Raw genomic sequence first — 23,921 nt, 5'->3', positions numbered from 1 at the left:
CTTACGCGATTGCTGCAGTGCAACGCCAGTACCCAATCAGGCTTGCACGACGTCCTGTTCGATACGCCCGAAGATCGAACGCCCTTCGGCGTCGATCATCTCGATGCCGACGGAGTCGCCCCAGCGCATGAACGGCGTCGCGGGCTTGCCATCGCGGATGGTCTCGATCGTACGGATCTCGGCGATGCAGGAGTAACCAAGGCCGCCCTCGCCGACCGGCCGCCCGGGCGAGCCGTCCGCGTCCTTGTTGGAGACAGTGCCCGATCCGATGATCGTGCCGGCGCACAGCGGGCGCGTCCGGGCGGCGTGGGCGACCAGATCGGCGAGGCTGAACGTCGCGTCCTCGCCCGCTTCGGCGCGGCCGAAGGGCTGGCCGTTGTAGTCGATCCGCAGCGGCAGGTGGACACGCGCGTCGCGCCACGCCTCGCCCAACTCGTCCGGCGTCACCGCGACCGGCGAGAAGGCGCTGGGCGGCTTGGACTGGAAGAAGCCGAAGCCCTTGGCGAGTTCGCCGGGGATCAGGTTGCGCAGGGAAACGTCGTTGCACAGCATCACCAGCTTGATGTGGCCGAGCGCCTCGGCGGGGCCGGTGCCGAGCGGCACGTCGTCGGTCACGACCGCGATCTCGCCCTCCATGTCGCAGCCCCAGGCTTCGTCGCGCAAGGGGATCGGATCGCGCGGGGGCAGGAACGCGTCGGAGCCGCCCTGATACATCAGCGGATCGCTGTAGAAGCTGTCGGGAACCTCGGCATTGCGTGCTTTTCGCACCAGCTCGACGTGGTTGATATAGGCGCTGCCGTCGGCCCACTGATAGGCGCGCGGCAGCGGCGCATGCGCGTCGGCCTGATCGAACGGCTCGCCCGGCCAGGCCCCGTTGTCGAGCTGCTCGGCGATGGCGCGCAGGCGCGGTTCGGCATCGGCCCAGTCGTCGAGCGCGGCCTGCAGCGTGGGCGCCACTTCATGCGCGGCGACGCAACGGGACAAGTCGCGCGAGACGACGACGAGGCGGCCATCACGGCCATGCTTCAACGAGGCGAGCTTCATGCGTGTGGGTTCCTCGGGGCGTCGGGCTGATTTTCTGGGAGCGCGGCGGTGAACGACGGCAGGGCGAGGCAAGCCGTCTCGATCCGCGCGATATGCGGCATCATGCCAAGATCGAAGCCGAACCGCCGCGCATTGTAGAGCTGCGGGATGAGCACGGCTTCGAACAGGCCGGGCCTGTCGCGCAGGAAGTCAACCGCGCCGCGCTGCGCCAACCGGCTTTCGACACCGGTCAGGGTCTTGTCGAGCCAGCGGTGGTACCAGGCGCGAACGGCGTCCTTGTTTAGGCCCAGGTCCTGTTCGAGATAGGCGAGCACCGACGAGTTGAGCGGGGCGTGCAGTTCGGTGGCGATGGCATAGGCAAGCTCGCGCACGGCGAAGCGCCCTTCGATGTCGTCAGGCAGAAGTGGTTTTTGCGCATAGCGTTCGTCCAGCCATTCGAGGATCGCCAGCGATTGCGCATAGATGCGTCCATCCACCTCGAGGGCGGGAACACCGGCAAAAGCGTTGATCGCCCGGAACGACGCGCTGCGTTGTTCCGCCGCCAGCAGGTCCACCGGCACCGTCTCGTAGGCGAGCCCCTTGAGGTTGAGGGCGATGCGGACCCGGTAGCTGGTCGAACTGCGATAGTAGCCGTGCAGACGCATCAGCTGTCTGTCTTGCCGGTTTCCTGCGCGATCTTTTCATGCAGCCAGGCGGCGTGGCGCGGGGCCTTGCGGGTGAGCGACCACTCTTCCAGCATGTCATCCGCCACGTCCTTCAGCCGTTGCATCTGGTCGTCGGTGCCGAAATCCCAAGCCAGTTCAAGGCGATGGCCGTTGGGATCGAAGAAATAGATCGACTTGAAAACGCCGTGGTGAGTCGGCCCCACGACATCAAGCCCACGCGCCTCGACCCGTGCCTTGGCGGTCAACAGGGCATCGTAGTCGTTCACCTTGAAGGCGATGTGCTGCACCCAGGCGGGTGTCGCCTCATCACGACCCATCCGGTCCGCGTTGGGCAGCTCAAAGAAGGCGAGTACGTTTCCCCCACCGGCGTCGAGGAAGACGTGCATGTAGGGGTCGGGGGCGCCAGTGGAGGGTACCTTATCCTCGGCGATCGCCAGCTTGAACTCCATGCCCAGCACGTCGCGGTAGAACTCGACCGTCTCCTTGGCGTCCTTGCAACGATAGGCGACGTGGTGGATGCCCGCGAGCACGGGTGGGCTGTCGGCCAGGCTCATGAAATGCTCTCCCTTATTCGGCCGGCTCGGCGACCTTGAGCACGCCGCGGCGCACCTGATCGCGTTCCATGCTTTCGAACAGCGCCTTGAAGTTGCCGTTGCCGAAACCCTCGTCGCCGCGCCGTTCGATAAACTCGAAGAACACCGGCCCGACCCGCGCCTCGGCGAAGATCTGCAGCAGCAAGCGCGGCTCGCCATTCTCGACCGTACCGTCGAGCAGGATGCCGCGCGACTGCAGCTCGCCCGCATCGACACCGTGGCCGGACAGGCGCTCATCCAGCATTTCATAATAGGTCTCGGGCGGCGCGGTCACCAGTGGCACGCCGAGTGTCTTCAGCCGGTCCCATGTCGCCACGAGATCATCCGAGATCAGCGCGATATGCTGGATTCCCTCGCCATTGAAGGCGCGCAGGAACTCGTCGATCTGGCCTTTTCCACCGTCCGCCTCCTCGTTGAGCGGGATGCGGATCTTGCCATCGGGTGCGGTGAGCGCCCGGCTAGTGAGGCCGGTGTATTCGCCCTTGATGTCGAAGTAGCGGATCTCGCGAAAGTTGAAGAGCTTCTCGTAATAGTCGGCCCAGAACTTCATGCGCCCGCCATAGACGTTGTGCGTCAGGTGATCGATCAGCTGGAGGCCCGCGCCCACCGGATGGCGGTCGATGCCGGGCAGGTAGTCGAAATCGATGTCGTAGATCGACAGGCCTTCTCCGTCCCTTTCGTAGCGGTCGATCAGGTAGATGATCGAGTTGCCGATGCCGCGGATGCCGGGCAGGTGTAGCTCCATCGGCCCGGTCGCGACCTGCACCGGCTCGGCAGAACGGGCGATCAGCTCGGCATAGGCGGCACGCGCATCATGCACGCGAAAGCCCATCCCACAGGCGCTAGGCCCATGCTCTCGGCTGAAGAACCACGCAGGGCTCTGCGGCTCGTAGTTGGTGATGAAATTGATCTCGCCCTGGCGCCATAGCTCGACATCCTTCGACCGATGCCGCGCGACTAGGCTGAAGCCCATCGCCGCGAAGACCGGCTCCAGCACGCCCTTGTGCGGCGCCGAGAATTCAACGAATTCGAAGCCGTCGAGGCCGATGGGATTGTCGAAAAGATCGCTCATGCCGTATGCTCTCCGGTGATTGCGAACCCGTTCTCTCCGGGCAGGGGAATGCCTGCAGGTAGCGGCGGTTCGTCACGCCAGCGTTCGTACAAGGGTCCAAAATCCAGCTGCGCCAAGCCGTCGATCAACTGGTCGAGGCTATCCAGCACGAAATAGTTCCGCTGGAAGCTGTCGATCGAGTAGGCGGTGCGCATGATCCGCAAGGGATCGAACGGCAGCCGCAGCACCGAAGGATCGCTTACCGCATAGACGGTTTCGCCTGCCGACGAGACGATGCCGGCGCCCAGTACCTTCAGATCGTCGCCGTCGCGAACCAGGCCGAACTCGATCGTGTACCAATATACGCGGGCGAGCATATCCAGCGCGCCCATGGCCGTCGCTCGCTCCCCCGCCTTGCCGTAAAGCTCGAGGAAGTCGGCGACACGGCGATCCAGCAGCATCGGCACATGGCCGAAGAAGTCATGGAAGATATCGGGCTCGACGAGGTAGTCGACCTCCGATTCCTCGCGCAGCCAGCGGGTCACCGGGAAGCGGCGATGCGCGAGATGGTCGAAGAATACCGCATCAGGGATGAAGCCGGGTACCGCCACCAGTTGCCATCCGGTTGCCGCACCCAGTACCGCGTTGGCATCCTCGAACCGAGGAATGGCATTGGCGCAGTCCAGCTTCGTCAGACCCGCGACGAACTGCGGCGCGGCATGGCGGCGCGCAAGTTCGCTTTGCCGCGCATAGAGCCGGCGCCATCGGTCATGGGCCTCGTCGGAATAGCTGTTCCAGTCCTGCGCCACGGTGAAGTCGAACGCAGCGCCGTCATACTCTCCGCGAAGCCCACTCGTCGTTGTCGTAGTGCGAGGGGTCTGCATGGAAGGATAATGCCACAGTCATGCGATCAGTTCCGTGCGAACTTGCGCAGGAAGACTTGTCATGGAAGTGGAAACACGCAAGTAATACCGAATTATGAGTGGATCCATGCAACTCGACGCATTCGATCGCAGCATTATCACCGCCTTGCAGGAGGATGCGAGGATGCCGGTCGCCACGATCGCCGATCGAACGTCCCTTTCGGCGACCCCCGTCAGCAGGCGGCTCAAGCGGCTGGAAGACGAAGGCCTGATCCGTGGCTATGAAGCGATACTCGACGCCCGCAAGCTGGGCTTCGCGCTCGACGCCTATGTGCTCGTCAATCTCGACGCGCATAGCGACGAGAACATCACCGGCTTCGAAAAGGCGATCGCCGACAATCCTTACGTGATCGCCTGCCATGCGGTCACCGGAGAGCGCGACTACCTGCTCCATGTCATCGCCCGCGATGTCGAGCATCTGGGGCAGATAACGCTAAAGTCGATCGTCCGGATCAAGGGAGTGCGCGACGTGCAATCCATCATCGTGCTCGACACGATCAAGCGCAGTCGCGCCCTGCCGCTGGATTAGCGACAGGGCGAACGCCCTCAGTCCGGTTTGCGGGCCAGCAGGTTGCGCGCCTGACTGGCGATCTGGGCCAGCATCGCCGGCGCGGTCGGTACCGTCGCAGCGGCCCGGTCGACCATCGCACGAAACGTGCGAATCGCGGTGGCATGCGCGGCGGCCCAGGATTCCACCGCGGCGACAGGATCGTCGCGGTTGGCCTTGCCCTTGGCGAAGCTGGCGAGGAACTCCAGCCGCATCTGCTGAAAATCGCGCGCCAGGCCGGCGACGAGCAGGCGTTCCCACGGATCGGTCGGGCTCATGACCGCGGCACTCATCTGTGCCCAGTCCAACCCGAGCGCAGACCCCAGCCGGGTGAACGCGGCCACCAGGCGGCGCGGCGTGATGCGGGTCTGATCCGCCAAGGCCGCCAGCCCGATCGCACCATCGAGATCGTACAAATGTGCGACCGCGCTCGCCTCGCCTTCCGGCGCGCCTTCGGCCACCAGCGCCGCGCTGATGCGGCCAGAGTGCGCGCGCCCGCTCTCGCCCAGCAACTCGCGCGTCCCGGTGACGAGCGCGGCGATACCGTTGTCCAGCCGCTCGGCAAGCACGGTGGGCGCAAGACGACCCGCGCCAACGCGCAGCAGGTCGGCCATGTGTCCGCGCACGGCATGGGCGACCTTATCGAACAACGCGAGCCGCGCCGTTTCCGGCATCGGCGTCTCCTCGATCCGCGTCCACAACGGCTCCAGCCCGAACAGGCGATCGGCAAGCGTGAAGGCAGCCGCGACCTGCCCCAGGGTCGCGCCTTCCTCTTCCGCAAGTTCGAAAGGATGGATCACGCCAAGACGGTTGACGATGCGATTGGCAAGCTTGGTGGCGACGATCTCGCCGGCCAGACGATGGCTCTTGATGAAGCTCGCGAACTTGGCCTGCATGGCGCTGGGGAATGCGGCCAGCAGCACGCCTTCCATGCTCGGGTCGCTTGCCAGCGCGCTGTGCTCGATCGCATCCTGCAACACCAGCTTGGCGCTGGAAAGCAACACCGCCAGTTCGGGCCGCGTCAGCCCCTGCCGATCGAGCGCCCGGCGCGACAGCGTCTCGCCATCGGCAAGCCCCTCGGTCCGGCGGTCTAGATTGCCGGTTTCCTCCAGCGCTTCGATCAGACGCGCATACGACGGGATCGCCCCGCTGCCGCCCCGCTCGGCGATAGACAGCGCCAGCGCCTGGAGGCGGTTGTCCTCCAGAACCAGTTCGGCCACCTCGTCGGTCATCTCGCGCAGCAGCGTGACGCGCTTGGCCTCGGTGAGCTTGCCCGCCCGCTTGGCAGCCGCAAGCGCGATCTTGATGTTGACCTCGTTGTCGGAGCAATCGACCCCGGCCGAGTTGTCGATGAAATCCGTGTTGATGCGTCCGCCATGCAGGGCGAATTCGATCCGCCCCGCCTGGGTGGTACCCAGGTTCGCGCCTTCGCCCACCACCTTCACACGCAACATGGCCCCGTCGACGCGCACCGCATCGTTGGTCGGATCGCCTACCGTCGCGTTGTTTTCGACCGAAGACTTCACGTATGTGCCGATACCGCCGAACCACAGCAGATCGACTTGCGCCTGCAAAATGGCGCTGATCAAGGCTTCGGGTTCCAGCTCGGTGGCGGTAACGCCCAGCGCCGCACGCACCTCGGGACTGAGCGGGATCTGCTTCATCGAGCGCGCGAACACGCCACCGCCCTTCGAGATCAGCGCCTTGTCGTAATCGTCCCAGCTGGACACCGGCAGGTTGAACAGGCGATCGCGCTCCACCCAGCTTTTCGCTGGATCGGGGTCGGGATCGAGGAAGACGTGACGGTGATCGAATGCCGCGACCAGCCGGATCGACTTGGACAGCAACATGCCGTTGCCGAACACGTCACCCGACATATCGCCGCAGCCCACGACCCGCACGGGATCGGTCTGAACGTCCAAACCCTGTTCCAGGAAGTGGCGTTGCACCGATAGCCACGCGCCCTTGGCGGTGATGCCCATCGCCTTGTGGTCATAGCCCTTGGAGCCACCACTGGCGAACGCATCGTCCAGCCAGAAATCGTGGGCGATGGCGATGCCGTTGGCGACGTCCGAGAACTTGGCGGTGCCCTTGTCCGCCGCCACCACGAAGTAGGGATCCTCGCCATCGCGGATGACGACGCCTTCGGGATGGACCACCGCGTTGTCGACGATGTTGTCGGTGATCGACAGCAGCGTGCGGATGAAGATCTCGTACGATGCCTGGCCCTCCGCCGCCCAGCCGGCGCGATCGCGGGCCGGATCGGGGAGCAGCTTGGGATAGAAACCGCCCTTGGCGCCGGTCGGCACGATGACCGCGTTCTTGACCCGCTGCGCCTTCATCAGGCCCAGGATCTCGGTACGATAGTCGTCGCGTCGGTCGGACCAGCGCAGGCCCCCGCGCGCGATCGGACCGGCACGCAAGTGGATGCCTTCGACCCGGCGCGAATAGACGAAGATCTCACGCCATGGCACTGGCTTGGGCAAGCCCGGAACCAGCGCCGAATCGACCTTGAACGCCAGCGCCTCGGCGGCCGCCGGTGCGAAGGCATTGGTGCGCAGGATCGCTTCGACCAGGCTGCGGAACAGGCGCAGCACGCGATCGTCGTTGATCGCCGCCACGCCTGCCAAGCCGGTGCGGATCGCCTCGGACGCCGCGGCCTCGCCCGCCTCGCGATCACCGGCGAAGGCCGGATCGTGCCGCGCGCGAAACAGGCCGATCAACGCGCGGGTGATGTCCGACGAGCGGCCAAGCGCATCGACGACGGTGTTGATCGTGTAAGTGGCTCCGGTCTGGCGCAGATAACGGTAGAACGCACGCAGCCAGTCGGCTTCATCCGATCCAAGACCGACAGATACGACCAGGCGATTGAACACGTCGTTCTCCGACGCGCCGTTCAGCACCGCCGCGAACGCCGCCTCGATCGCTTCGCTGCGATCCAGAAGCGGCGCCGCCGTCTCACCCGCAGACAGTTCGACCAGGAAGTCGTGGATCGTCCCCATACGGCCACGATCGAGGCCGGTAGGAATTTCCTCCAACACCCGGAAGCCGAAATTCTCCAGTGCCGGCACCGCGTCCGACAAGGGCAGCGCGCCTTCGTTCTGGTAGATTTTCAGCCGCAAACGCTCGGGGCCATCGCTATCCATGCGGTAGAGCCGCGCGTCCCGCCGGCTATGCGGACCCGATGCGATCTCGGCTTCGCTTCCGGCCAGACGACGCAGATGACGGATATCGAGCGCGGCTTCCACCGCGCCGTAATCGCTGCGGTAGACCACCGGAAACGCCTCGGCGTAGCGGGCGGTGACCGCCGCCGCGCGCGAGCCTTCGCCTTGCGCCACCAGCGCCGCTTCCACCGCCTCGCCCCAGCCGCGCAGCAGCACGCGCAGCTGGCGGTCCAGTTCCGCCTCGTCGGGGGTGCCGGCCGCCTCTCGCACGTCGATGACGTAGCGCAACATGGCAAGCGTCCCGGCCTCGACCTGCACCGACCAGTCCAGCACACGAACACCGTCGCTCTGCTCGATCATGGCCTGGATCCGCCCACGCATCTGCGAGGAGAGCTGATCGCGCGGCAGCCAGACGAACGCGAGCGCATGGCGGGCCAGGGGTGCCTCTACCAGCAACAGCCGTGGCCGTGGACGATCGACCAGGCTGGTCATCGTGGTGGCCACACGCTCGACATCTTCGTCGCTGAAGCTGACCAGCAAGTCGTGCGGCAAGGCGCCGAGCGCATGGCGCAAGGCCTTGCCGGTGTGGCCGTTGGGATCGAGATCGAAACGCTTGCTCAGCCGGGCGAGCTGCCGGCGCAGGCGCGGGATCTGATCCGGCGCGGCGGCGAGCGCGGCGCTGGTCCACAAGCCGGCATGAACCGAGATCGCGGTGACCGCGCCATCCTGCACGACAGGGACGAGGAACAGGTCCAGCGGGACGCGGCGATGGACCGTGGCAAGGCGGTTGGCCTTGACGATGATCGGCGCCCGCGCCGAACCGGCTGAGCCGGCCGTGGCCACAGCCTCGTCGAACAAGCCGAAAGCGCGCTCGTAGCTGACATTGGCCAGAACCGCTTTCGCGCTGCGGCGGCAGATGCCGAGCAGCTGCGAATGGCCGCCATCGCGCTTGCGGGTGACATGGCCAAGCTGCGTAAGATGGCCTTGCGAGAACCATTGCAGCAAGGCGGCACCCTCCGGATCGTCGAGGCCGGCCCCGCCTTCCAGCCGCGCGGCATCCTCCTGCAATCGCTCGACCATGCGAGGATAGTCGCTGACGGCCGAGCGGACATCGGCGAGCGTCGCCTCCAGCACGTCGGCAAGCTCGCGGCGCTGGCGTGCATCGATACGCGCAGTCTCGATGTAGATCATCGATTCTGCTTGCGCATCCTGGGCAAGTTCGTCCGGCAAGGCGGTGATCGCACCATCGGCATCGCGCACGACAGATACCACGGGATGGACCAGCCGGTCGATGGCGATGCCCATCGCGCTGATCGCGGCGGTCACGGAATCCACCAGGAACGGCATGTCGTCGTTGACCAGCGCGATGCGCAAGAAGCGGCGGCCGCGCTCGCCAGCATCGCTGGAGGATGACAACTCAATCACCGGATCACCGGGCTCACGCTGCCGCGCGGCGGCGAACAGAAAAGCCGACGCATAGTCGACCCAGCCAGATTCAAACGGACCGTCGCCAGGCAGCAACGAGTCACGAACGCGATCGGCGATCCGCGCCTCGAGATTGCCGCTGATCGCCGCCTTGCGGCCGCGCGTCCCGGCTTTGCTACCTTCGGTCATCTGTCTCTCCACTCGGAACTCTGGCGCAACCGCCGCGATCCATTGGCATGGTCCGCTCCGCTGATGTGCACCCAGCTTGATCGGTCGTCCATATAGGCACTCCAACCTGAAGCGACAGTTACGGCCTTGGAGCTTATGGCAGGACGATCGATGTCATGCCGACTAGATGCTCATGGTCTTGAACTTGAACTCGGGGATGTTGCGGATCGCCAGCATGATCCCCTGCCAGATCGGGCGGACGTAGATGACGTCGCGCCCCTTTTCGACCGCCTTGACGATCGCGGCGCCCAATTCGTCGGGCTGAGCGGTCAACTTGGGCGGCAAATCCATGCCTTGCGTCATCTGGGTCCGGACGAAGCCTGGCAGCACCGTGACCACATGCACGCCGGTCTTGTCCCGCGCGAGGCGGTTGCGCAGTCCGGAGAGGAAGGCGGTGAAACCCGCCTTGGCCGAGCCGTAAATGTAGTTCGCCGCCCGCCCGCGCTCTCCCGCGACCGAACTGATGCCCACCAACGTCCCCGACCCTCGCGCCGCCATCCGATTGGCCAGCACGGCGAGAAGGCTGGCCGGTCCCTCGAAATTGCTGCGCAGCACCTTCGCCATCTCATCCAGAGACGTTTCGTTGCGCTTCTGCTCGCCCATGTAGCCGACCGCGCAGACGGCGATATCCGGCAGTACCGGCAGCTCGGCGATGAAGGCCTCATGGCTGGAAAGGTCTAGGGCATCGACCTCGTGCAAGGTGACGTCGACGCCGTGGCGCGTCACCAGATCCTTGCGATCGTCCGCCAGCGACGCGGCATTGCGCGCGGCAAGCTGCACCGCGAAGCCCCTGGCGGCAAAGGCACGCGCCGTGGCGATGCCGATGTCGGATCGCGCCCCGATGATGAGGACGGTTCGGGTCATAGGACGAGCCTTTCGGACTGCAGGGAGCTGAAACGCGACGCGGCGCCGCTGGCCTCGCGCATCCTGGTGAATGCGGCGGTGCGGCCGTCGGACTGGCGCAGCCGTGTCGGCGTGAGCAGGCTGTCCTTTGCAAGATAGAACCGGCCGCCATGGTCGATCGCGATCGCCTCAAGCACGGCGAACAGGGCGGGCGTGCTTTCCCGCATCGGAAAATCCAGCGCGAGCGTGTAGCCTTCCATCGGAAACGAAAAGCGACTGGCCTGCGCCCCCATCCGCTTGAGCACGGCCAGGAACGAGCCCTCCCCCGATCGCCCGATCGCGCGCAGCAAGGCCTGCAGCCCTTCGCGCGCGGCGGCGAGCGGGATCACGCACTGGAACTGCGCGAAGCCCCTGCGGCCATAGATGCGGTTCCATTCCAAAATGGCGTCGAGGGGGTAGAAGTAGCTCTCGTAGTCGATCAGCGAAGATCCGGCATGCCGCCTACCCTTGGCGTAATACAGCGTATTGAACGCCCGCACCGACAGGGAACTGAGCGCGATGGCCGGGAACTCCAGCGGTACCGATTTGATGCCCCGCTGGGGCCTCCCCCAGCGATTGGCGCCTGCCACGTCGTCCAGCTCCGCCAGCTTCGCATGCTCGCCAACCATGACCAGCGAACGCCCCATCGCGTCGCCGCGCGCGAGGCAATCAATCCAGGCGACCGAATAGGTGGCGTCCTGCGCGCGTTCGAACAGCTCCATGGCCGTCGCAAGATCGGGGGCAGGGTACAATTGCTGGCGGATCCAGCCGGTCTCCACGGGCGTCAGGCGAAAGGCGGCGCGCAGGATCACGCCGGTCAGGCCCATTCCACCGACCGTCCACGCGAACAGGTCCGCCTCTTCGCCGCGACCGGCGCGACGGACCACGCCGTCCGGGCCCAGCACGTCGATCCAATCGACGAAGGCGCCAAAAGAGCCGTGCCGGTGATGGTTCTTGCCATGGACATCCGCGGCGATGGCGCCACCGACCGTCACGAACTTGGTGCCGGGAGTCACGGCCGGAAACCAGCCGCGCGGCAGGAACACGTCGATCAGGTCGGCCAGCAGCACGCCGGCTTCGGCCACGACCTCCCCACGCTCGGGGTTGAACGCCAAAATGCGGTCGAGCCCGCGCATGTCCAGGGTGTTGGCCGTGTTCAACGCACTATCGCCATACGATCGGCCATTGCCGCGTGCGATCATTCGACCCGGCGCCTGGGCTACCGCCCGCTCGACAGCTTCGGCATCGCGCGGCCGCACCACCGAACATTCCGCGCGCGGAAAACGCCCCCAGCCCGACAGCTTCATCGTGCCACCTTGGCCACCCCGGCGGGGTGAAGCACGGCGTCAGTGAACACGAAGCGACGATCAAGGCGGTATTTGATCACGTAACCCACCGCGAGCCCCAGCAAGGCACCCAGCTCGCGCATGGTCTCGCTATGCCAGACGAACCAGAACGTGCTTTCGGTGCCCCAGAAGATGGCGGTCGTGACGAGACCCATCGCGGTGTAGAGCCCGAACTTCTGCCCATGTTGCTTCAGGCCGCTACCGGTGTCGAAAAAGATCCAGCGTTTGTCGAGCACATACTTGATGACAAGACCGGCCAGCGTGCCGACGAAAACCGCTGCCATGAACATGGCCATTCCGTCGCCCTGCCGCAGCACCAGCCGCTGGGCACCCAGGTTCGCAAGCGTCGCGATCACCGCGAACAGCGCATAGCGCAAGATCAGCACCGGCAGGCTCATGCCAATGAAGCCGCCACCACGAAACATGCGACCAGGATACCGCACACCATGCTTACCTTGTCCTTGGCCGCAAACACGATCGGATCGTCGTGCATCTCGCCGCGATGCGCCTTGAAGATGACGCGGCTGATCCAGAACAGCAGTACCGGGGTCACCCCCCAAAGCGCCTCGGCGCGAGGGTAGATCCTGGTGACCGTCTCGGAACTGAGGTAGAGTGTCATCACCAGCACCGCGACGAAGCCCGAGGCCGTCGCCATCTGCGATACCAGCTCCAGATCGCCGGGGTGGTAGCCGCGACCATGGATCTTGAGCTTGCCGGCTTTCACCGCATCGACCAACTCGGCCTGACGCTTCACCGCCGCGAGCGAGAAGAAGATGAAAAGCGCGAATGCCAGCAGCCAGACGGAGATCGGCAGCCCGGTCGCGACGCCACCGGCCAGCACGCGGATGGCGTAAAGTCCTGCCAATACGCAGATATCCATGATCGGAAAGCGCTTGAGCGACAAGGAATAGGCCAACGTGGCGACGAAGTAGATGCCGATGACCAGCAGGAACTTTGCTCCCAGCAATGCGGCGATGCCCATGCCGGCGACCAGCAGCAGCGATGCCAGCGGCAGCCCCAGCTCGATCGCGGCTGCCCCGGATGCGAACGGTCGATTGCGTTTGCGCGCATGGGCGCGATCAGCGGAGAGATCGAGCAGGTCGTTGACGAGGTAGACGCTCGAAGCCACGAGGCAAAACGCGACGAAGGCGCCCCCTGCACGCATCAACATGTCGAGATCGAACAGCCGGTGGGCCCCGGCGATCGCGAGAAACACAAGCAGGTTCTTGACCCACTGATGGGGTCGCAGCGCCTGCAACAGTTTGCTGGCACTGCCAGGCGCTTGGGCAAGGACATGAAAGCTATCGTGCTGGCACGCCATCGCCTGGACCCGTGCCGATCGGCTTTTGACCACGGCGTGTCCCGATCGCAGCCAGACCGGCGCATCCGCATCGGTATCGCCGATATAGGCATAGTTGCCGGCACCGAACCGCTCGACGAGAAAGTCGGCCTTGTTTCCCCCCTTGAGGTTACGGACGCCATCGGAACCGAAGACTGCATCGAACAGCCCCAAATGCGCGGCGATCGCATTCGCCAAGGCTTGATCGGTCGCGGTAACCAGCGCCACCTGCCCGCCCTCCGCACGCCAGGTGCGAATGAACGCGATCACGTCATCATCATAGGGCAGAACGCCGATGTCGACAGATGATCGCTCTGCCAACACCGACTTGAGCCGTGCCCGCCCCTTGATCAGCGCCGCCAATGCGACGAGCGGCGTCTTCCAATCCGCTGCAAAGGCGGACCAGAACGTCTCATGGAGCATGTTGGAACGCAGCAGCGTACCATCCAGATCGACCGCGAGGAAAACCGGAAGCTTCCGAGCAGGCGTGGCATGCTCCCGTCTTTGCGTGGCGTCCGCCGCACTCACGTTGGCACTCTGACCGATCACGGTTTGACTACGTTATGGTGGACACTCGTCTCAACAGCGATGTGCCATGTCGGGCGATGCTCAGGCAATGGCAAAGCCATTCGGCCGAACATGACCGATGGCATGACAACCCGTTCGAAGGCGACTTCATGCGGCCTCATCTTCAGCGCGCCTCGTTCTTGCCGCGTTGTAGGTCTGAAGATCGCGGCCTTGGACACGCTGCGCAATCCCGGGACGATGGCCGGAGCATAAGCGAAATCAACCCGTGGCGCGGCAAACCATCTCATGGCCGTCTTCGTATGAGCTTACGGCCACGATTGCCAAGCACGCAAACGCAAGCACGAGACGAATGCGTGCGCGTTTTGTAGCTGCTCACGCGTTAGCTCGCCAGCGTTGTGCCAACAGCCGACGCTGAGGCCTGACGTCGATTGCTTCCGATCCAACCGGGCGGCGCACCAGACATGCGAGCGCCCCTTCCCCCTATCCCATCCAACAACAACGTTCGGAGTGCTGGAGAGAAACGCGATTAGAACGCGTTTGCAGGCGGCGGCTCAACGCGCTTGTCGGCAGGGGGGACCCGGGCAAACGAGAAAGCAAGCGCTGCGCGAGCGTCCGCATCGACGCGGATGGTAGGAGGAACCGCAACTGCGGATCGCCAACCATAGACGTGGCATTCACCACGACCGCCACAGAGCAATTCCGCGACCTTGCGTAGCGCGGCGTCTTTCGCCTGCGGCGTGACCAACAAGAAGAACACGCCTTCATCGGGGAACGTTCGCATCACGCGGCTGCCGCCGATCATAGGTCCGGCCAAATTCCTCTCGGCGTTCGAAGGCTGGGACCAAGAGGTCTGAGGCAATCGCCGAGAGAGCGGAATGGCTTGGGCCGACACGGTAACCGCATGATTGGCCGCACCAAGGCCTTTGGCCTCAGCATTCACCCGCTGCGCCAAAGCGATGCTTTCCATGGTCGGGAAATTGCCTTGTGACGCGATAGCTTGCTGCCGATCCGACAGCTCGACCGATGCCGCCGCATGATCGACAAAGGAGGCAAATTGCACGGCGGAGGGTTCGTGACCGTCGAGGCTGGTCCGGACCACCGCAGCCGAACCCCAGCGACCAGGCCAGCGAAAGAACAAGTGCGTGCCCACGCGGGCGATCTTTTCCAGCTTGGGGCTCCACCACGGATACACATCGACCGTGTGATAGTGCGTTGCCAGTCCCACGCCGCCAAACACCATCCCATCAAGCATCAGATCCGCATGGGACAATGCCCTCGCCCGTGCTGCAGGACTGCTGGGACGCGCCAACGACCCGTCACAGGTGAACGTGAACTGACAACCGGTGTGTCGATCGCTGCCTTGGGCGACGACACCGCAGATGCTGCCTGGAAAAGCCGGATGGCGCAGGCGATTGAGCACCACTTGCCCCACCGCGAGTTGGCCGATGCCATTATCCCCCGCCTCGTAGAGCATCGCCGCCGCCAGGCAGGCACGCGCCCGAAGCCGGTCGCCGGGTGCGCCAGCAAATCGAAAGGGTCTTGCAGCCGGTCCGAGGGCGACGAACGGCATCGCCGCGTTCGACTGGGCGGCTTCCTTGCCCAGCAACGGTGCCGGTTCGACCGCGCCGTCCCGCCCGGCGTTACCGGGACTGGCCGGAAGCTCGTTCACGCCCAGCAGGCTCGCCAAATCACGCGGTGGCTTTGCATCATCGGGCGAAAACACGGGGGTGAAGCAAATCGACAATACCGCGGCAAGTATCAGGACGAGTAACGCGATGCCCAGCAGAGGTGCTCGTGCTCCCCGACGCCCGAGCAGCCACAGCCTCGGCCCCAAGGCAGATCGATACGACCAACCAAGCCCTGAACACGACCGCAGCAGCCTGATTTTTTCGAACATCTGCCGATGCGAAGCCGCCAAATTCATCAGTGATACAACCCTTTAGGGTGCAGCGCAGCAAAGCATGCAGATCGACTGTCGAGGCGATACGGCCTCGGGGTCACCATATGCCGGACAATCTTCGTGTTAATGACTTCACGATAAAAACGACTGAGGATGACCATCATGACTTTTGGCAACAACGAGCAGTACAGACTGCGCACGCAAGCTGTCGGCGCTTGTACCCATCGTCGTCTGCATGTCGCGGCAGCGATCATCGATGGCGTTGCGCTTTCGACCCTGCTCTGGCTGACCATCCTCATCGCCATACGTTGAATCACGGCAGCACGACGCCACCGGCTATTTTGCGTGCCTCCATCGGATTGAGATGCACGCCATCGCGCGATAAGGTGCCACTTTCGTGTCCCAGGCACCTCGGTCGGGCAAGCGATGCGCGAATCCTCGGGCATAGTGGCATGACTTCGATCACGCGCGATCCAGCGGCCTGATGACAAACCAGATATATGCCAGTACGCCAAACATCATGACGGTTGCAGGCAAAGGCCAGTCCGCGTTCCCGATCTGGTTGGCGGCGACGCAGGTAACTGCGGGCGGCAGGTACTTCCACACAGCATCATGGTCCGGACGTTCGCCGGCCGATCGCTGCAGGTAGATGATCGCCAATCCAGCAAATATGATCACCGTGAGCCAATCATACACCGTGCTCATCGTAGTGTCCCCCCGACACGTGTATCTGCCCCGCCCGAGGGCGCTTCGCGCCGCGAACTATCCCAACAGTCCACTCCGAAACGGACCCATCGATTACTGCAGCGCACAATCGACCCTGATGACGCGTCAACAACCGCCGATTCGACGGGGCAAGTGGCGGTTTCGATACGTCCGACGCTCGCGAACCGACGCGACCGTATCTTGTCAGGGGCCTCATCCTTGCGGACCGCGCAAACCGCCGTTCGCTTGTAGCCGCCCTCTGGTTTGAGCGCGACCAGCCCCATCATGACCTTGCATCGATCCGTCATCATCAACCAGCCGCAAGCCGCAGTTTGCCGATCGATGGTTCGCTATAGCTTCCCATCATCATCTCACTGCTTGCGGGAACCTCGGTCAGAACAAGACCGAGAACCGCATTGCCCGATCGTGTCAGGAGCGTAATCGCAAACTCGATCGCCTGGCGCGAGGTGTGCTTCCACCGCGTAAGCAAAACCACACCATCGCTGACGGCGGCGATCGCCCGTGCTTCCGCGACCTGCAACACGGGGGGCAGATCCAGCACGACAAGATCGAACATCGTTCTCGCTTCACTGACGAGCGCTTCAAGTTCGTCAAAGGCAATTGACTGCCCCGCCTCGATCATCTCGCCAACGGGCAGGAAACGCGCCGGAGTAAGCTTGTCATCGATCAGACAGTCCGTCAGCCTGGCCTCACCTCGCAATGCTTCGATCAGTCCGGGTCCGGCCTTGCCGAAACCGAACCGGTGATGGAAGGTCGGTCGCTGCAAGTCGCAATCGATCACGAGCACGCGACGCCCCCGAAGTGCCTGACTGCGGCCAAGCGCGATGGCCGTCGTCGATTTGCCTTCACTGGCTTGAGCCGATGTGAGCGCGATGACTTTTGGCTGCTCCTGGCCCGGCAGGAACAGACCGGCCGCCAAAGCCCGCAAGGCCTCCGCATACGGCGACCCTGGTGCCTCGACCACCTGGTTGATGATCGCCATGTCATCGGTGTTGCGAAGTCGGGGCACCGCCGCGAGGAATTCGACCCCGAAGATCGATTCGACCTCCTCCGCCGACCCTACACCCACTGCGAAGACCTGCTTGATCAGGGCGGTGATCGCAAACAGGATGCCCCCCAGGAACGCGCCGATCGCCAGGTTCACCAGCCAGCTCGGCCCAGACGCCTGCACCGGCAAAGGCGCATAGGCGGCGATCCGCGCGTCGGCTTGCTCGACTCCGCTCTGCGTGGAGATCTGGGCCAACCGGCTCATGTACGCGTCCAGCAACGCCTTGGGTGCCGCGACCTGACTCTCAAGTTCACGAAGCTGGACGGCAGCACGATCTGCTCCAGCCAGTTTGGTCTCGGTAGAAGATAGCTTTCCGGCGATCTCGGAAGCCCGTCCGGCCGATGCCTGCGCTTGCGCTTGCAGGCCGGAAACGACGCGCGTGCCTTGGCTGGCGATCAGGCGATCAATATCGGACAGCTGCTGGCGCGCCGTAATCAGCTCCGGGTGATTGGGCCCGTAACGACTGGCCAGCTGCGCCACCAGGGCACTGGTCGTCGCCTGCTGCGCCCGCAGGTTCAGCATGCTGGGTGTATTGAGTTCGCCCAGCTTGTCGACACCTTGCGCGATCTGCGACTGCGCGGCGCCTAGTCGCTGCGCGTCTTCAGCGGACTGCGCCCGAGCGAGCGCCAGTGTCTGATTGTAGCTGGAGATCTCCTGCTCCGTCAGCGTACCCGCCGCTGTGTTGCCGTTCAGGCCAGTGCGCGCCTTGTACGCAGCGACGGCGGCATCCGCGCTCAGAACTTGCGAGCGCAAGCGATTGATCTCGTTTTCCAGATGGCGCCGAACGCGGGTGTTCTCTTCCACACGCACGTTCACTTGCGATTCTATGTACGTGCGTGCGTAGAGATTGGCCATTCGCTGCGCCGTTTCGGGATCGCTTGATTTATAGCGGATCTCGATCAGATAGGTCAGACCGATGCGGCTGATCGTGCGATGCTTCAGCACATCGGTTACCACCAGCGCCGCATCTTCCTGCTGCTGCCTCGACATGCGCTCGACCGGAGTGTCCGGAATCAGTCCGGCCTCACGGGCGACTTGAAAAGCCATGCCTGAGGACGAGAGCATTTCGACCTCGGTATCGACCACGCTGGAATCCGCGGGTAGCGGGGAAAGAACATCGTCCAGACCCTGGACGACCTGCTTCTTGCGCTGGTCGAGCAAGACGCTTGCCTTCGTTTCGAAGACAGGCTCCTGACGGAGCGTGTAGAGCGCCGCGAGCCCGAGCACGACGGCCATGATGCCCAGGAACAGCTTGTAGTTATCACGCACGAACCGGCCCATCCGGGAGCCATCCAGCTGACCGGAATGAGATCCCGCATAGCCTACAGGATCCTCCGCGTTGAATGGTCGCCCCCGCTCAACAAGCGCGTGGTGCTGGCCAGCCGTCATCTCGTTGGTCAAGTTCATGTTCCCGTGGCGAAAAGCGAACCGCATGGCAGTTCGGCTGGTTACAATTTACTGGCGCGATCGCCGGCTTCAGGTTCGCACCTCAAGGCTTGAGCAACACCCCGATGCTCATCACGTTTTCGGTCAGGCGCCGGCCGATCTCGACAGGGCGCGTGTTCACCCGCAAATGGTCATAGCGCGCGAACAAGGTCGCATGCCGATCGACCAGATACTGGCCCGTAAGTCCAACGTGCGGCCGCCGCTCGGTTCGGGTCGGCAGTTGAAATCGATCGGTTTCGTAATCCGCCAAGGCCGAAATCACGATATACCGGTACAACTCATGATCCACTCGCAGACCTACGCGGGTGCGGCGATAGCTGGGCGCCAGCGGATTGCCTGCATCCTGCAGTGTTCGGGACGCTTCGAAGGCGATCGTGGTCAGCCTCGTCGGAAAGTATTCGATGGAGGCTCGACCGCCGAACCCACTGAAATCACGAATGGCGCCACTGCGAAAGCTTTGCTTGATATATCCGACTGCGACCTCGCCGCGCAGCAGGTCGGTAAACTCGAAGCTAACCCCGCCTAGCAATTCAGCTTTGCGTGCCGAACGATCGACGGTCAGCGAGTTGTCTGGAAGATTGTAGTCGATCTTGCTGACCGTTCCGCTTAGCAGCAGCGCCAGATCGGCGGTTACCGCATAGTCCGCTCGCAATCCCGCCTGATAACGCTTGCGATCCAGCTCGCGTGAATCGACGCGCACTCCGGCGAAAGTGGTTATATCGGCATAGGCGATGCTCGCGGCGCTGCCGGTCGCGGCCAAGCGCAGGCGATTGCCCTGCCAAGTCAGCTGTGCCCCTGCCAGGGCCGTATTGAACGCGGCCGGCCGCACGGTGTTTCGCAGGGCTCCCGGGGCGGACCGGCGCTCGACGTCGCGCCGGTAACCAGCGTATCCAAACAGGCGGATCTCGTCTCCAGCATCATAGCGCCCCTCGCCCTGCACGGCGAACGTCTCAGTACTTTCCGTCCTGAGCTTGGCAAAGCGCGTTGCCGTCGCCGAAGCTGTGAGACCAAGCTGATGGCGTGACCATTGCGTCACGGCGCGTACCGACGGCTCGATCACGATGCCAACATCGCTGTCCTTGCCGTTCTGTACGGCACGGACATTATCGTCATAGGCGACCTGGACCCTGAGCCGAGGGTAGATCGCAAAACCGGCTGCGCGAAGTCCGACCTCTTCATAGCCCGCCTGCACACGTTGATTCACTGCCTGAGTCCGCTGCCTGTCGAACTGCGTCCCGGCAGTGGGTGAGGCGGACACGTTCTGCGCGCGAACACCATGGCCACACGATAATGCGATCATCGCACTCGCCCCACAAAGCCCTTTGATCGTTCCAGTCCGCATACCGACAATGATATCAAACGGCCAAAGTGCCGCAACGCCAATTCCGACGATGATCGATGTTGTTCGTGTTGCAAGTGCAAACACCAACACTATTCTTGGCCTCGTATAACTACCCACGCTCATCGAATGAGCGTTAATTGACGATATCCCGGCATGAGTTCGTATCGACAACTTACATCCAAATCGGATTGATGTCCTGTTTGCATAATGAAGCGCTCTGGAGGAAATGCGAAGATGCCGAAAGCAAAGTTAGGCGCTCTACTGGGCTTGGCCGCATCGCTGATGCCGGCGCTGTCCGGATGTGCATCAATGCCGCGGCAAGTAGCGCCATCGGTGGCGGAGACGACCGAGTACCGCCTGGGATCAGGCGATGGCTTGAGACTTATCTTCTACGGCGAGGACAAGCTTAACGGCGAATATCAGATAGCGAGCGACGGGCGTCTCGCACTCCCGCTCGTCGGGACGATCGAAGCAAATGGGAAAACTCTCGCCGAGTTGCAGGAAGCAATCCGCGTCGCCTATGCCAAGGGTGGGTACTTGCTGGACCCAAAAGTCGCGGTTGAGATCCTACGGTATCGCCCGTTTTTCGTACTGGGTGAGGTCAACGCGCCAGGGCAGTACCCCTTCATTCCGGGCATGAACGTCCGGCAGGCGATCGCTACCGCCAAAGGCTACACATATCGCGCACAACAAGGAACTGCGATGATCACGCGTTGGGGCGAGGCAAGCGAGACACCGTACAAGCTTTCGCCAGGCACCGCCGTCAGGCCCGGCGACACCATCCGCGTTCCTGAACGCCATTTTTAATCATGAGACGGCCTGCTGTCGTTAAACACCCGCCTGATCGCGGCGGTAGGCAGATAATGCGCTCTATTTACAGAATATCTAAGTGCAGCGGCCCCATCATGGTTCTTTTCACAAACTTTAAGGGCGGCTGATTCAAATCAGCCAAATGTTCGATCGCTGTCTGCACTGCATGTTAGGCCAGATCACCTATAATCCTACTTGCATCCATTCAATTGTATTGACCAGGATTGCATCACAAGATGTGGGTTATGGTCCCGGAAGCGCCTCAACTAGGGAAGTGTGTCGAGATGATATCGTCAACCGCCAATCCAAGGCGATCTGCACGCTTCCTCCCCGCGCCTTTCGCAGGCAACTCGCCGCGCTCCTCAAGATCTCGACAGCACAGCCAGCTCACCCTCGAGGCATTCTTCATGGCGCTGTCATTCGTGGGATCACTTTTGGGATCTGCATATTGGATCCATCCTGCATGGTCTTTGGCAGCTTTCGTCAACTACATCTGGCTGTGCACCGTGCTGTTCCGCCTGGAACCGCGCGGAACCGTGCTCATCCTGCCCCAGTTGATCAATAATGCATCCGCCATGGTTGCGATGATCATGATAGAGTTCGGCGCGGAGATGTTCGAACTGGGCCTTGTCGGTCGCCCCGGTCCATGGTCAAGCGCGCTTGCCATCTGCAATCTGATGTTTTGTGCCGGATTCGTCGTCGCCGTACGTCCGCTTCTGAAGATGCTGGATCGCAGGTCAGGCACAGAGATGTCGTTGGTGCTCGACCGCTTTGCCAATCTTGTCGCCATCATCACCTTGGCGCTGGCCGGAATGATGGCACTGGCTCTCATCTTTCGCGGGCTGCAAGCGGGATTCCCCCTACTCGCCGGTACGGATCGCTTCCTGTTCAGACGCTTCTCTGCGGACAAAGTGACACTTTACGCACTCAACCTGAAGTTCGTGATCGGCTACGCGCTTGGGTTTGTCACATTCGTAGTGCCTGCGACGCGATGGCTACGCATCAGTGCGGGACTCATGTTCGCCCTGCTGATGATCATCTATTTCCTTTTTGGTGATAAGTTCTTCACCCAGCTAAGCGCACTCTCAGCCTTCGCGGCCCCCTATCTCTACTACCATCATCGCAAGATATCCCGAAGGATCTGGGTCTATGCTCTTAGTGGCTTGCTTGCGCTCTCGGGAGTGATGGGCATGACCACCTACATCTACTCGAAGGGGTTCACCGAAACCAGTGCCGCAACCACCAAGAAACTAAGCGGACGGATGGTTGGCCAAGGAGAACTATGGTACCTTCAATCCTCGATCGGCGCTCCCGTAGTCGACTGGAACGCCCCTTTGATCGAACGCTATCTTCAATCACTTAGCGTAAAATCAATCGATCTGTTTGCCGTGCAAAATTCGCTCGGGCCCAATTACTTTTCCAACCGCTACGCGCCGGACTATTTGCGAGCATCGTTGCAGCGCAATGCCGGCTCGGTCACCTATACGGCTGTCACCGAGGCTATGGGGCTTGTGCTTTTTGGATGGCTGGGATTGGGCGTCCTGATGTTCGTACTCGGTGGATTTCTCGGGCTCGCCTGCGCCTATATCGCCTATGCAATTGAGAGCCGATCAATCTTGAGCGGACTGTTCGCAGCATACATCTATGTACAACTGCGCACGTCGATAATCCAGGCGACCCCATGGGTGATCGCAAGCGTTTATTCGGCGCGGTGGCTGGTGCTGATACTGGCTATCGAACTCGCGCTACTTGTCCTTGCCCGTGGCGGCGCACGCTCAGGCAGGAGGAGCCGCCGGAATCAGGTCCGCTCGCCGCGATCCATCCAACCAACCGCGAAGCCATCGATCTAATGGACGCTCAACCAGCAAATTGACGGCAAACGCTGCGGTGATGACCACGATCATGAGCAGCATCACATAGAGCCAGGGCGCCATCGGCAAGCCGATGCGGTTCCAGATCAACGCGCCCGATCGAATACCGAACGGATGGATCACATAGATCGCGTAGGATGCCTCCCCGCCGGCAACGAGAAAGCGCTTCAATCTCCCTTGATGGGCATCGAACGGCGCCGCGACCACAGCCATCGCGATCAACCACGCCGGCAACCCTGCATAGACCGCGCGGGGAAGGTAAGCTGCCATTCCGTTGTTCTGCATCCATGTAAGCAGCAATACACTTGCCGCGATAACGGACCACGCTCCCACGCTGCTCAGCCTGAAATCGCGATGGTACAACATGGCCACGCCGATGCCGCCGATAAATTCGAACACCAACGACTGCCCCCAAAAGGCGATTGCCGTTGGTGGATGCGGCAGCACGTTCGCAAGAGCAACCATCGCCCCGAGCAGAAGCGTCATCACCAACAGCCCCGTGCGCTGGCCGAACATCAGCGCGATCGCGAAGACAACGTAGAAGTACGCTTCGAAATTGAGCGTCCATCCCAATTTAAGCACGGGCACTGCCTCTCCCAACGCGTTCAGCGATGGAAAGAACAGAAAGGACGCAAGGACGTGGCCGAGGTCAGGCTGGGGGATTGAAACCGCATTCGAGAAGGTGGCGGACGCGAGCAGCATCAGCACGGTTGCGAGATAATACAGCGGTGCGATACGCAGATAGCGCCTGATTAGGAAGTTACGCGCGGCACCCTTCTGTCCAAATTTACCAGCTGCGACATGATACATGATGAAGCCGCTGATCACGAAGAACAGATCGACGCCAAAGCCGCCATCGATAAGGGTAAAGGGATGGAAGCCACCAGCATCCGGAAACCGCGATACAACCTCGTGCTGTAAGTGTGCGAACAGAACCGAGACAGCCGCGATGAAGCGAAGAACCTGAACACGCCCGAGATATGCTCCTCGTTGCTTCATACGTAGTTCTCCAAAGTCACTGAAATTGATCCGATACCGATCGG

19 protein-coding genes are annotated in these 23,921 nt (G+C 62.7%); 4 read left to right on the top strand and 15 right to left on the bottom strand.

Annotated features, from left to right (window positions below; all coding sequences use genetic code 11):
- Positions 1 to 36: 36 nt before the first annotated feature.
- Genes ACXJ1Z_RS10265 through phhA form a run of 5 tightly spaced genes read right to left on the bottom strand, consistent with a single transcriptional unit; the run spans position 37 to position 4,237 of the window.
- Entirely contained in the window at positions 37 to 1,044 is a 1,008-nt protein-coding gene (locus tag ACXJ1Z_RS10265) for a fumarylacetoacetate hydrolase family protein (protein ID WP_463776457.1), read from the bottom strand.
- Positions 1,041 to 1,688 carry a maleylacetoacetate isomerase gene (gene maiA / locus ACXJ1Z_RS10260; protein ID WP_463776455.1) on the bottom strand — a complete coding sequence of 216 codons (648 nt, stop codon included), beginning with the start codon at positions 1,686 to 1,688 and terminating at the stop codon, positions 1,041 to 1,043. The genes ACXJ1Z_RS10265 and maiA overlap by 4 nt, the downstream gene beginning before the upstream one ends.
- Complete coding sequence (locus ACXJ1Z_RS10255) at positions 1,688 to 2,263, bottom strand: VOC family protein (RefSeq protein WP_463776454.1); 576 nt, start codon at positions 2,261 to 2,263, stop codon at positions 1,688 to 1,690. Before ACXJ1Z_RS10255 ends, maiA begins: the two co-directional genes overlap by 1 nt.
- Before the next feature lie 13 nt (positions 2,264 to 2,276).
- Positions 2,277 to 3,374, bottom strand: a complete 1,098-nt coding sequence (gene hppD / locus ACXJ1Z_RS10250) for a 4-hydroxyphenylpyruvate dioxygenase (protein WP_463776453.1) — start codon at positions 3,372 to 3,374, stop codon at positions 2,277 to 2,279.
- Complete coding sequence (gene phhA / locus ACXJ1Z_RS10245) at positions 3,371 to 4,237, bottom strand: phenylalanine 4-monooxygenase (protein WP_463776452.1); 867 nt, start codon at positions 4,235 to 4,237, stop codon at positions 3,371 to 3,373. The genes hppD and phhA overlap by 4 nt, the downstream gene beginning before the upstream one ends.
- A gap of 106 nt (positions 4,238 to 4,343) precedes the next feature.
- On the opposite strand from phhA, the gene ACXJ1Z_RS10240 reads away from it, so the two are divergent.
- Positions 4,344 to 4,805, top strand: coding sequence for an Lrp/AsnC family transcriptional regulator (locus ACXJ1Z_RS10240; RefSeq protein WP_463776451.1), 462 nt, complete (start codon positions 4,344 to 4,346; stop codon positions 4,803 to 4,805).
- 17 nt (positions 4,806 to 4,822) lie between these two features.
- On the opposite strand, the gene ACXJ1Z_RS10235 is transcribed toward ACXJ1Z_RS10240, so the two are convergent.
- The 6 genes from ACXJ1Z_RS10235 to ACXJ1Z_RS10210 form a co-directional block, all read right to left on the bottom strand.
- Positions 4,823 to 9,601 (bottom strand): NAD-glutamate dehydrogenase, encoded by a 4,779-nt coding sequence (locus ACXJ1Z_RS10235; RefSeq protein WP_463776449.1) that lies wholly within the window; start codon positions 9,599 to 9,601, stop codon positions 4,823 to 4,825.
- 162 nt (positions 9,602 to 9,763) lie between these two features.
- A complete protein-coding gene (locus ACXJ1Z_RS10230) occupies positions 9,764 to 10,504 on the bottom strand; it encodes an SDR family oxidoreductase (RefSeq protein ID WP_463776447.1) in 741 nt (246 codons plus the stop codon).
- Positions 10,501 to 11,829: an FAD-binding oxidoreductase gene (locus tag ACXJ1Z_RS10225; RefSeq protein WP_463776446.1), complete on the bottom strand. Its 1,329-nt coding sequence runs from the start codon at positions 11,827 to 11,829 to the stop codon at positions 10,501 to 10,503. The genes ACXJ1Z_RS10230 and ACXJ1Z_RS10225 overlap by 4 nt, the downstream gene beginning before the upstream one ends.
- Positions 11,826 to 12,266, bottom strand: a complete 441-nt coding sequence (locus ACXJ1Z_RS10220) for a GtrA family protein (RefSeq protein ID WP_463776444.1) — start codon at positions 12,264 to 12,266, stop codon at positions 11,826 to 11,828. The genes ACXJ1Z_RS10225 and ACXJ1Z_RS10220 overlap by 4 nt, the downstream gene beginning before the upstream one ends.
- Positions 12,263 to 13,756: a UbiA family prenyltransferase gene (locus tag ACXJ1Z_RS10215; RefSeq protein ID WP_463776442.1), complete on the bottom strand. Its 1,494-nt coding sequence runs from the start codon at positions 13,754 to 13,756 to the stop codon at positions 12,263 to 12,265. Before ACXJ1Z_RS10215 ends, ACXJ1Z_RS10220 begins: the two co-directional genes overlap by 4 nt.
- Before the next feature lie 505 nt (positions 13,757 to 14,261).
- Entirely contained in the window at positions 14,262 to 15,422 is a 1,161-nt protein-coding gene (locus ACXJ1Z_RS10210) for a cell wall hydrolase (RefSeq protein WP_463776440.1), read from the bottom strand.
- Between the two features lie 375 nt (positions 15,423 to 15,797).
- Between ACXJ1Z_RS10210 and ACXJ1Z_RS10205 the strand changes: the two genes are divergently transcribed.
- Entirely contained in the window at positions 15,798 to 15,947 is a 150-nt protein-coding gene (locus ACXJ1Z_RS10205) for a hypothetical protein (protein ID WP_463776439.1), read from the top strand.
- A 150-nt stretch (positions 15,948 to 16,097) separates the two neighbouring features.
- On the opposite strand, the gene ACXJ1Z_RS10200 is transcribed toward ACXJ1Z_RS10205, so the two are convergent.
- The 3 genes from ACXJ1Z_RS10200 to ACXJ1Z_RS10190 all read right to left on the bottom strand — a co-directional run bounded on the left by ACXJ1Z_RS10200 (position 16,098) and on the right by ACXJ1Z_RS10190 (position 20,059).
- A complete protein-coding gene (locus ACXJ1Z_RS10200; RefSeq protein ID WP_463776437.1) occupies positions 16,098 to 16,340 on the bottom strand; it encodes an XrtV sorting system accessory protein in 243 nt (80 codons plus the stop codon).
- A 310-nt stretch (positions 16,341 to 16,650) separates the two neighbouring features.
- Positions 16,651 to 18,816, bottom strand: coding sequence for a GumC family protein (locus tag ACXJ1Z_RS10195; RefSeq protein ID WP_463776436.1), 2,166 nt, complete (start codon positions 18,814 to 18,816; stop codon positions 16,651 to 16,653).
- A gap of 82 nt (positions 18,817 to 18,898) precedes the next feature.
- Positions 18,899 to 20,059 carry an outer membrane beta-barrel protein gene (locus ACXJ1Z_RS10190; protein WP_463776434.1) on the bottom strand — a complete coding sequence of 387 codons (1,161 nt, stop codon included), beginning with the start codon at positions 20,057 to 20,059 and terminating at the stop codon, positions 18,899 to 18,901.
- A 447-nt stretch (positions 20,060 to 20,506) separates the two neighbouring features.
- Here ACXJ1Z_RS10190 and ACXJ1Z_RS10185 point away from each other — a divergent pair, with 447 nt between their 5' ends.
- Positions 20,507 to 21,004, top strand: a complete 498-nt coding sequence (locus ACXJ1Z_RS10185; RefSeq protein WP_463776433.1) for a polysaccharide biosynthesis/export family protein — start codon at positions 20,507 to 20,509, stop codon at positions 21,002 to 21,004.
- A 410-nt stretch (positions 21,005 to 21,414) separates the two neighbouring features.
- Complete coding sequence (locus ACXJ1Z_RS10180; protein ID WP_463776431.1) at positions 21,415 to 22,857, top strand: DUF6418 domain-containing protein; 1,443 nt, start codon at positions 21,415 to 21,417, stop codon at positions 22,855 to 22,857.
- On the opposite strand, the gene ACXJ1Z_RS10175 is transcribed toward ACXJ1Z_RS10180, so the two are convergent.
- Entirely contained in the window at positions 22,783 to 23,877 is a 1,095-nt protein-coding gene (locus tag ACXJ1Z_RS10175) for an acyltransferase family protein (protein ID WP_463776429.1), read from the bottom strand. The genes ACXJ1Z_RS10180 and ACXJ1Z_RS10175 overlap by 75 nt on opposite strands.
- Positions 23,878 to 23,921: the final 44 nt, after the last annotated feature.

The sequence above is a fragment of the Novosphingobium sp. TK46 genome (assembly GCF_055361525.1).
This window is presented reverse-complemented; position numbering and strand designations above follow the sequence as displayed.

Bases quoted from the DNA above. Each gene is read 5' to 3' on its own strand.
- ACXJ1Z_RS10265 (WP_463776457.1), bottom strand. From the start codon at position 1,044: ATGAAGCTCGCCTCGTTGAAGCATGGCCGTGATGGCCGCCTCGTCGTC.
- maiA (WP_463776455.1), bottom strand. From the start codon at position 1,688: ATGCGTCTGCACGGCTACTATCGCAGTTCGACCAGCTACCGGGTCCGC.
- ACXJ1Z_RS10255 (WP_463776454.1), bottom strand. From the start codon at position 2,263: ATGAGCCTGGCCGACAGCCCACCCGTGCTCGCGGGCATCCACCACGTC.
- hppD (WP_463776453.1), bottom strand. From the start codon at position 3,374: ATGAGCGATCTTTTCGACAATCCCATCGGCCTCGACGGCTTCGAATTC.
- phhA (WP_463776452.1), bottom strand. From the start codon at position 4,237: ATGCAGACCCCTCGCACTACGACAACGACGAGTGGGCTTCGCGGAGAG.
- ACXJ1Z_RS10240 (WP_463776451.1), top strand. From the start codon at position 4,344: ATGCAACTCGACGCATTCGATCGCAGCATTATCACCGCCTTGCAGGAG.
- ACXJ1Z_RS10235 (WP_463776449.1), bottom strand. From the start codon at position 9,601: ATGACCGAAGGTAGCAAAGCCGGGACGCGCGGCCGCAAGGCGGCGATC.
- ACXJ1Z_RS10230 (WP_463776447.1), bottom strand. From the start codon at position 10,504: ATGACCCGAACCGTCCTCATCATCGGGGCGCGATCCGACATCGGCATC.
- ACXJ1Z_RS10225 (WP_463776446.1), bottom strand. From the start codon at position 11,829: ATGAAGCTGTCGGGCTGGGGGCGTTTTCCGCGCGCGGAATGTTCGGTG.
- ACXJ1Z_RS10220 (WP_463776444.1), bottom strand. From the start codon at position 12,266: ATGAGCCTGCCGGTGCTGATCTTGCGCTATGCGCTGTTCGCGGTGATC.
- ACXJ1Z_RS10205 (WP_463776439.1), top strand. From the start codon at position 15,798: ATGACTTTTGGCAACAACGAGCAGTACAGACTGCGCACGCAAGCTGTC.
- ACXJ1Z_RS10200 (WP_463776437.1), bottom strand. From the start codon at position 16,340: ATGAGCACGGTGTATGATTGGCTCACGGTGATCATATTTGCTGGATTG.
- ACXJ1Z_RS10195 (WP_463776436.1), bottom strand. From the start codon at position 18,816: ATGAACTTGACCAACGAGATGACGGCTGGCCAGCACCACGCGCTTGTT.
- ACXJ1Z_RS10185 (WP_463776433.1), top strand. From the start codon at position 20,507: ATGCCGCGGCAAGTAGCGCCATCGGTGGCGGAGACGACCGAGTACCGC.
- ACXJ1Z_RS10180 (WP_463776431.1), top strand. From the start codon at position 21,415: ATGGCGCTGTCATTCGTGGGATCACTTTTGGGATCTGCATATTGGATC.
- ACXJ1Z_RS10175 (WP_463776429.1), bottom strand. From the start codon at position 23,877: ATGAAGCAACGAGGAGCATATCTCGGGCGTGTTCAGGTTCTTCGCTTC.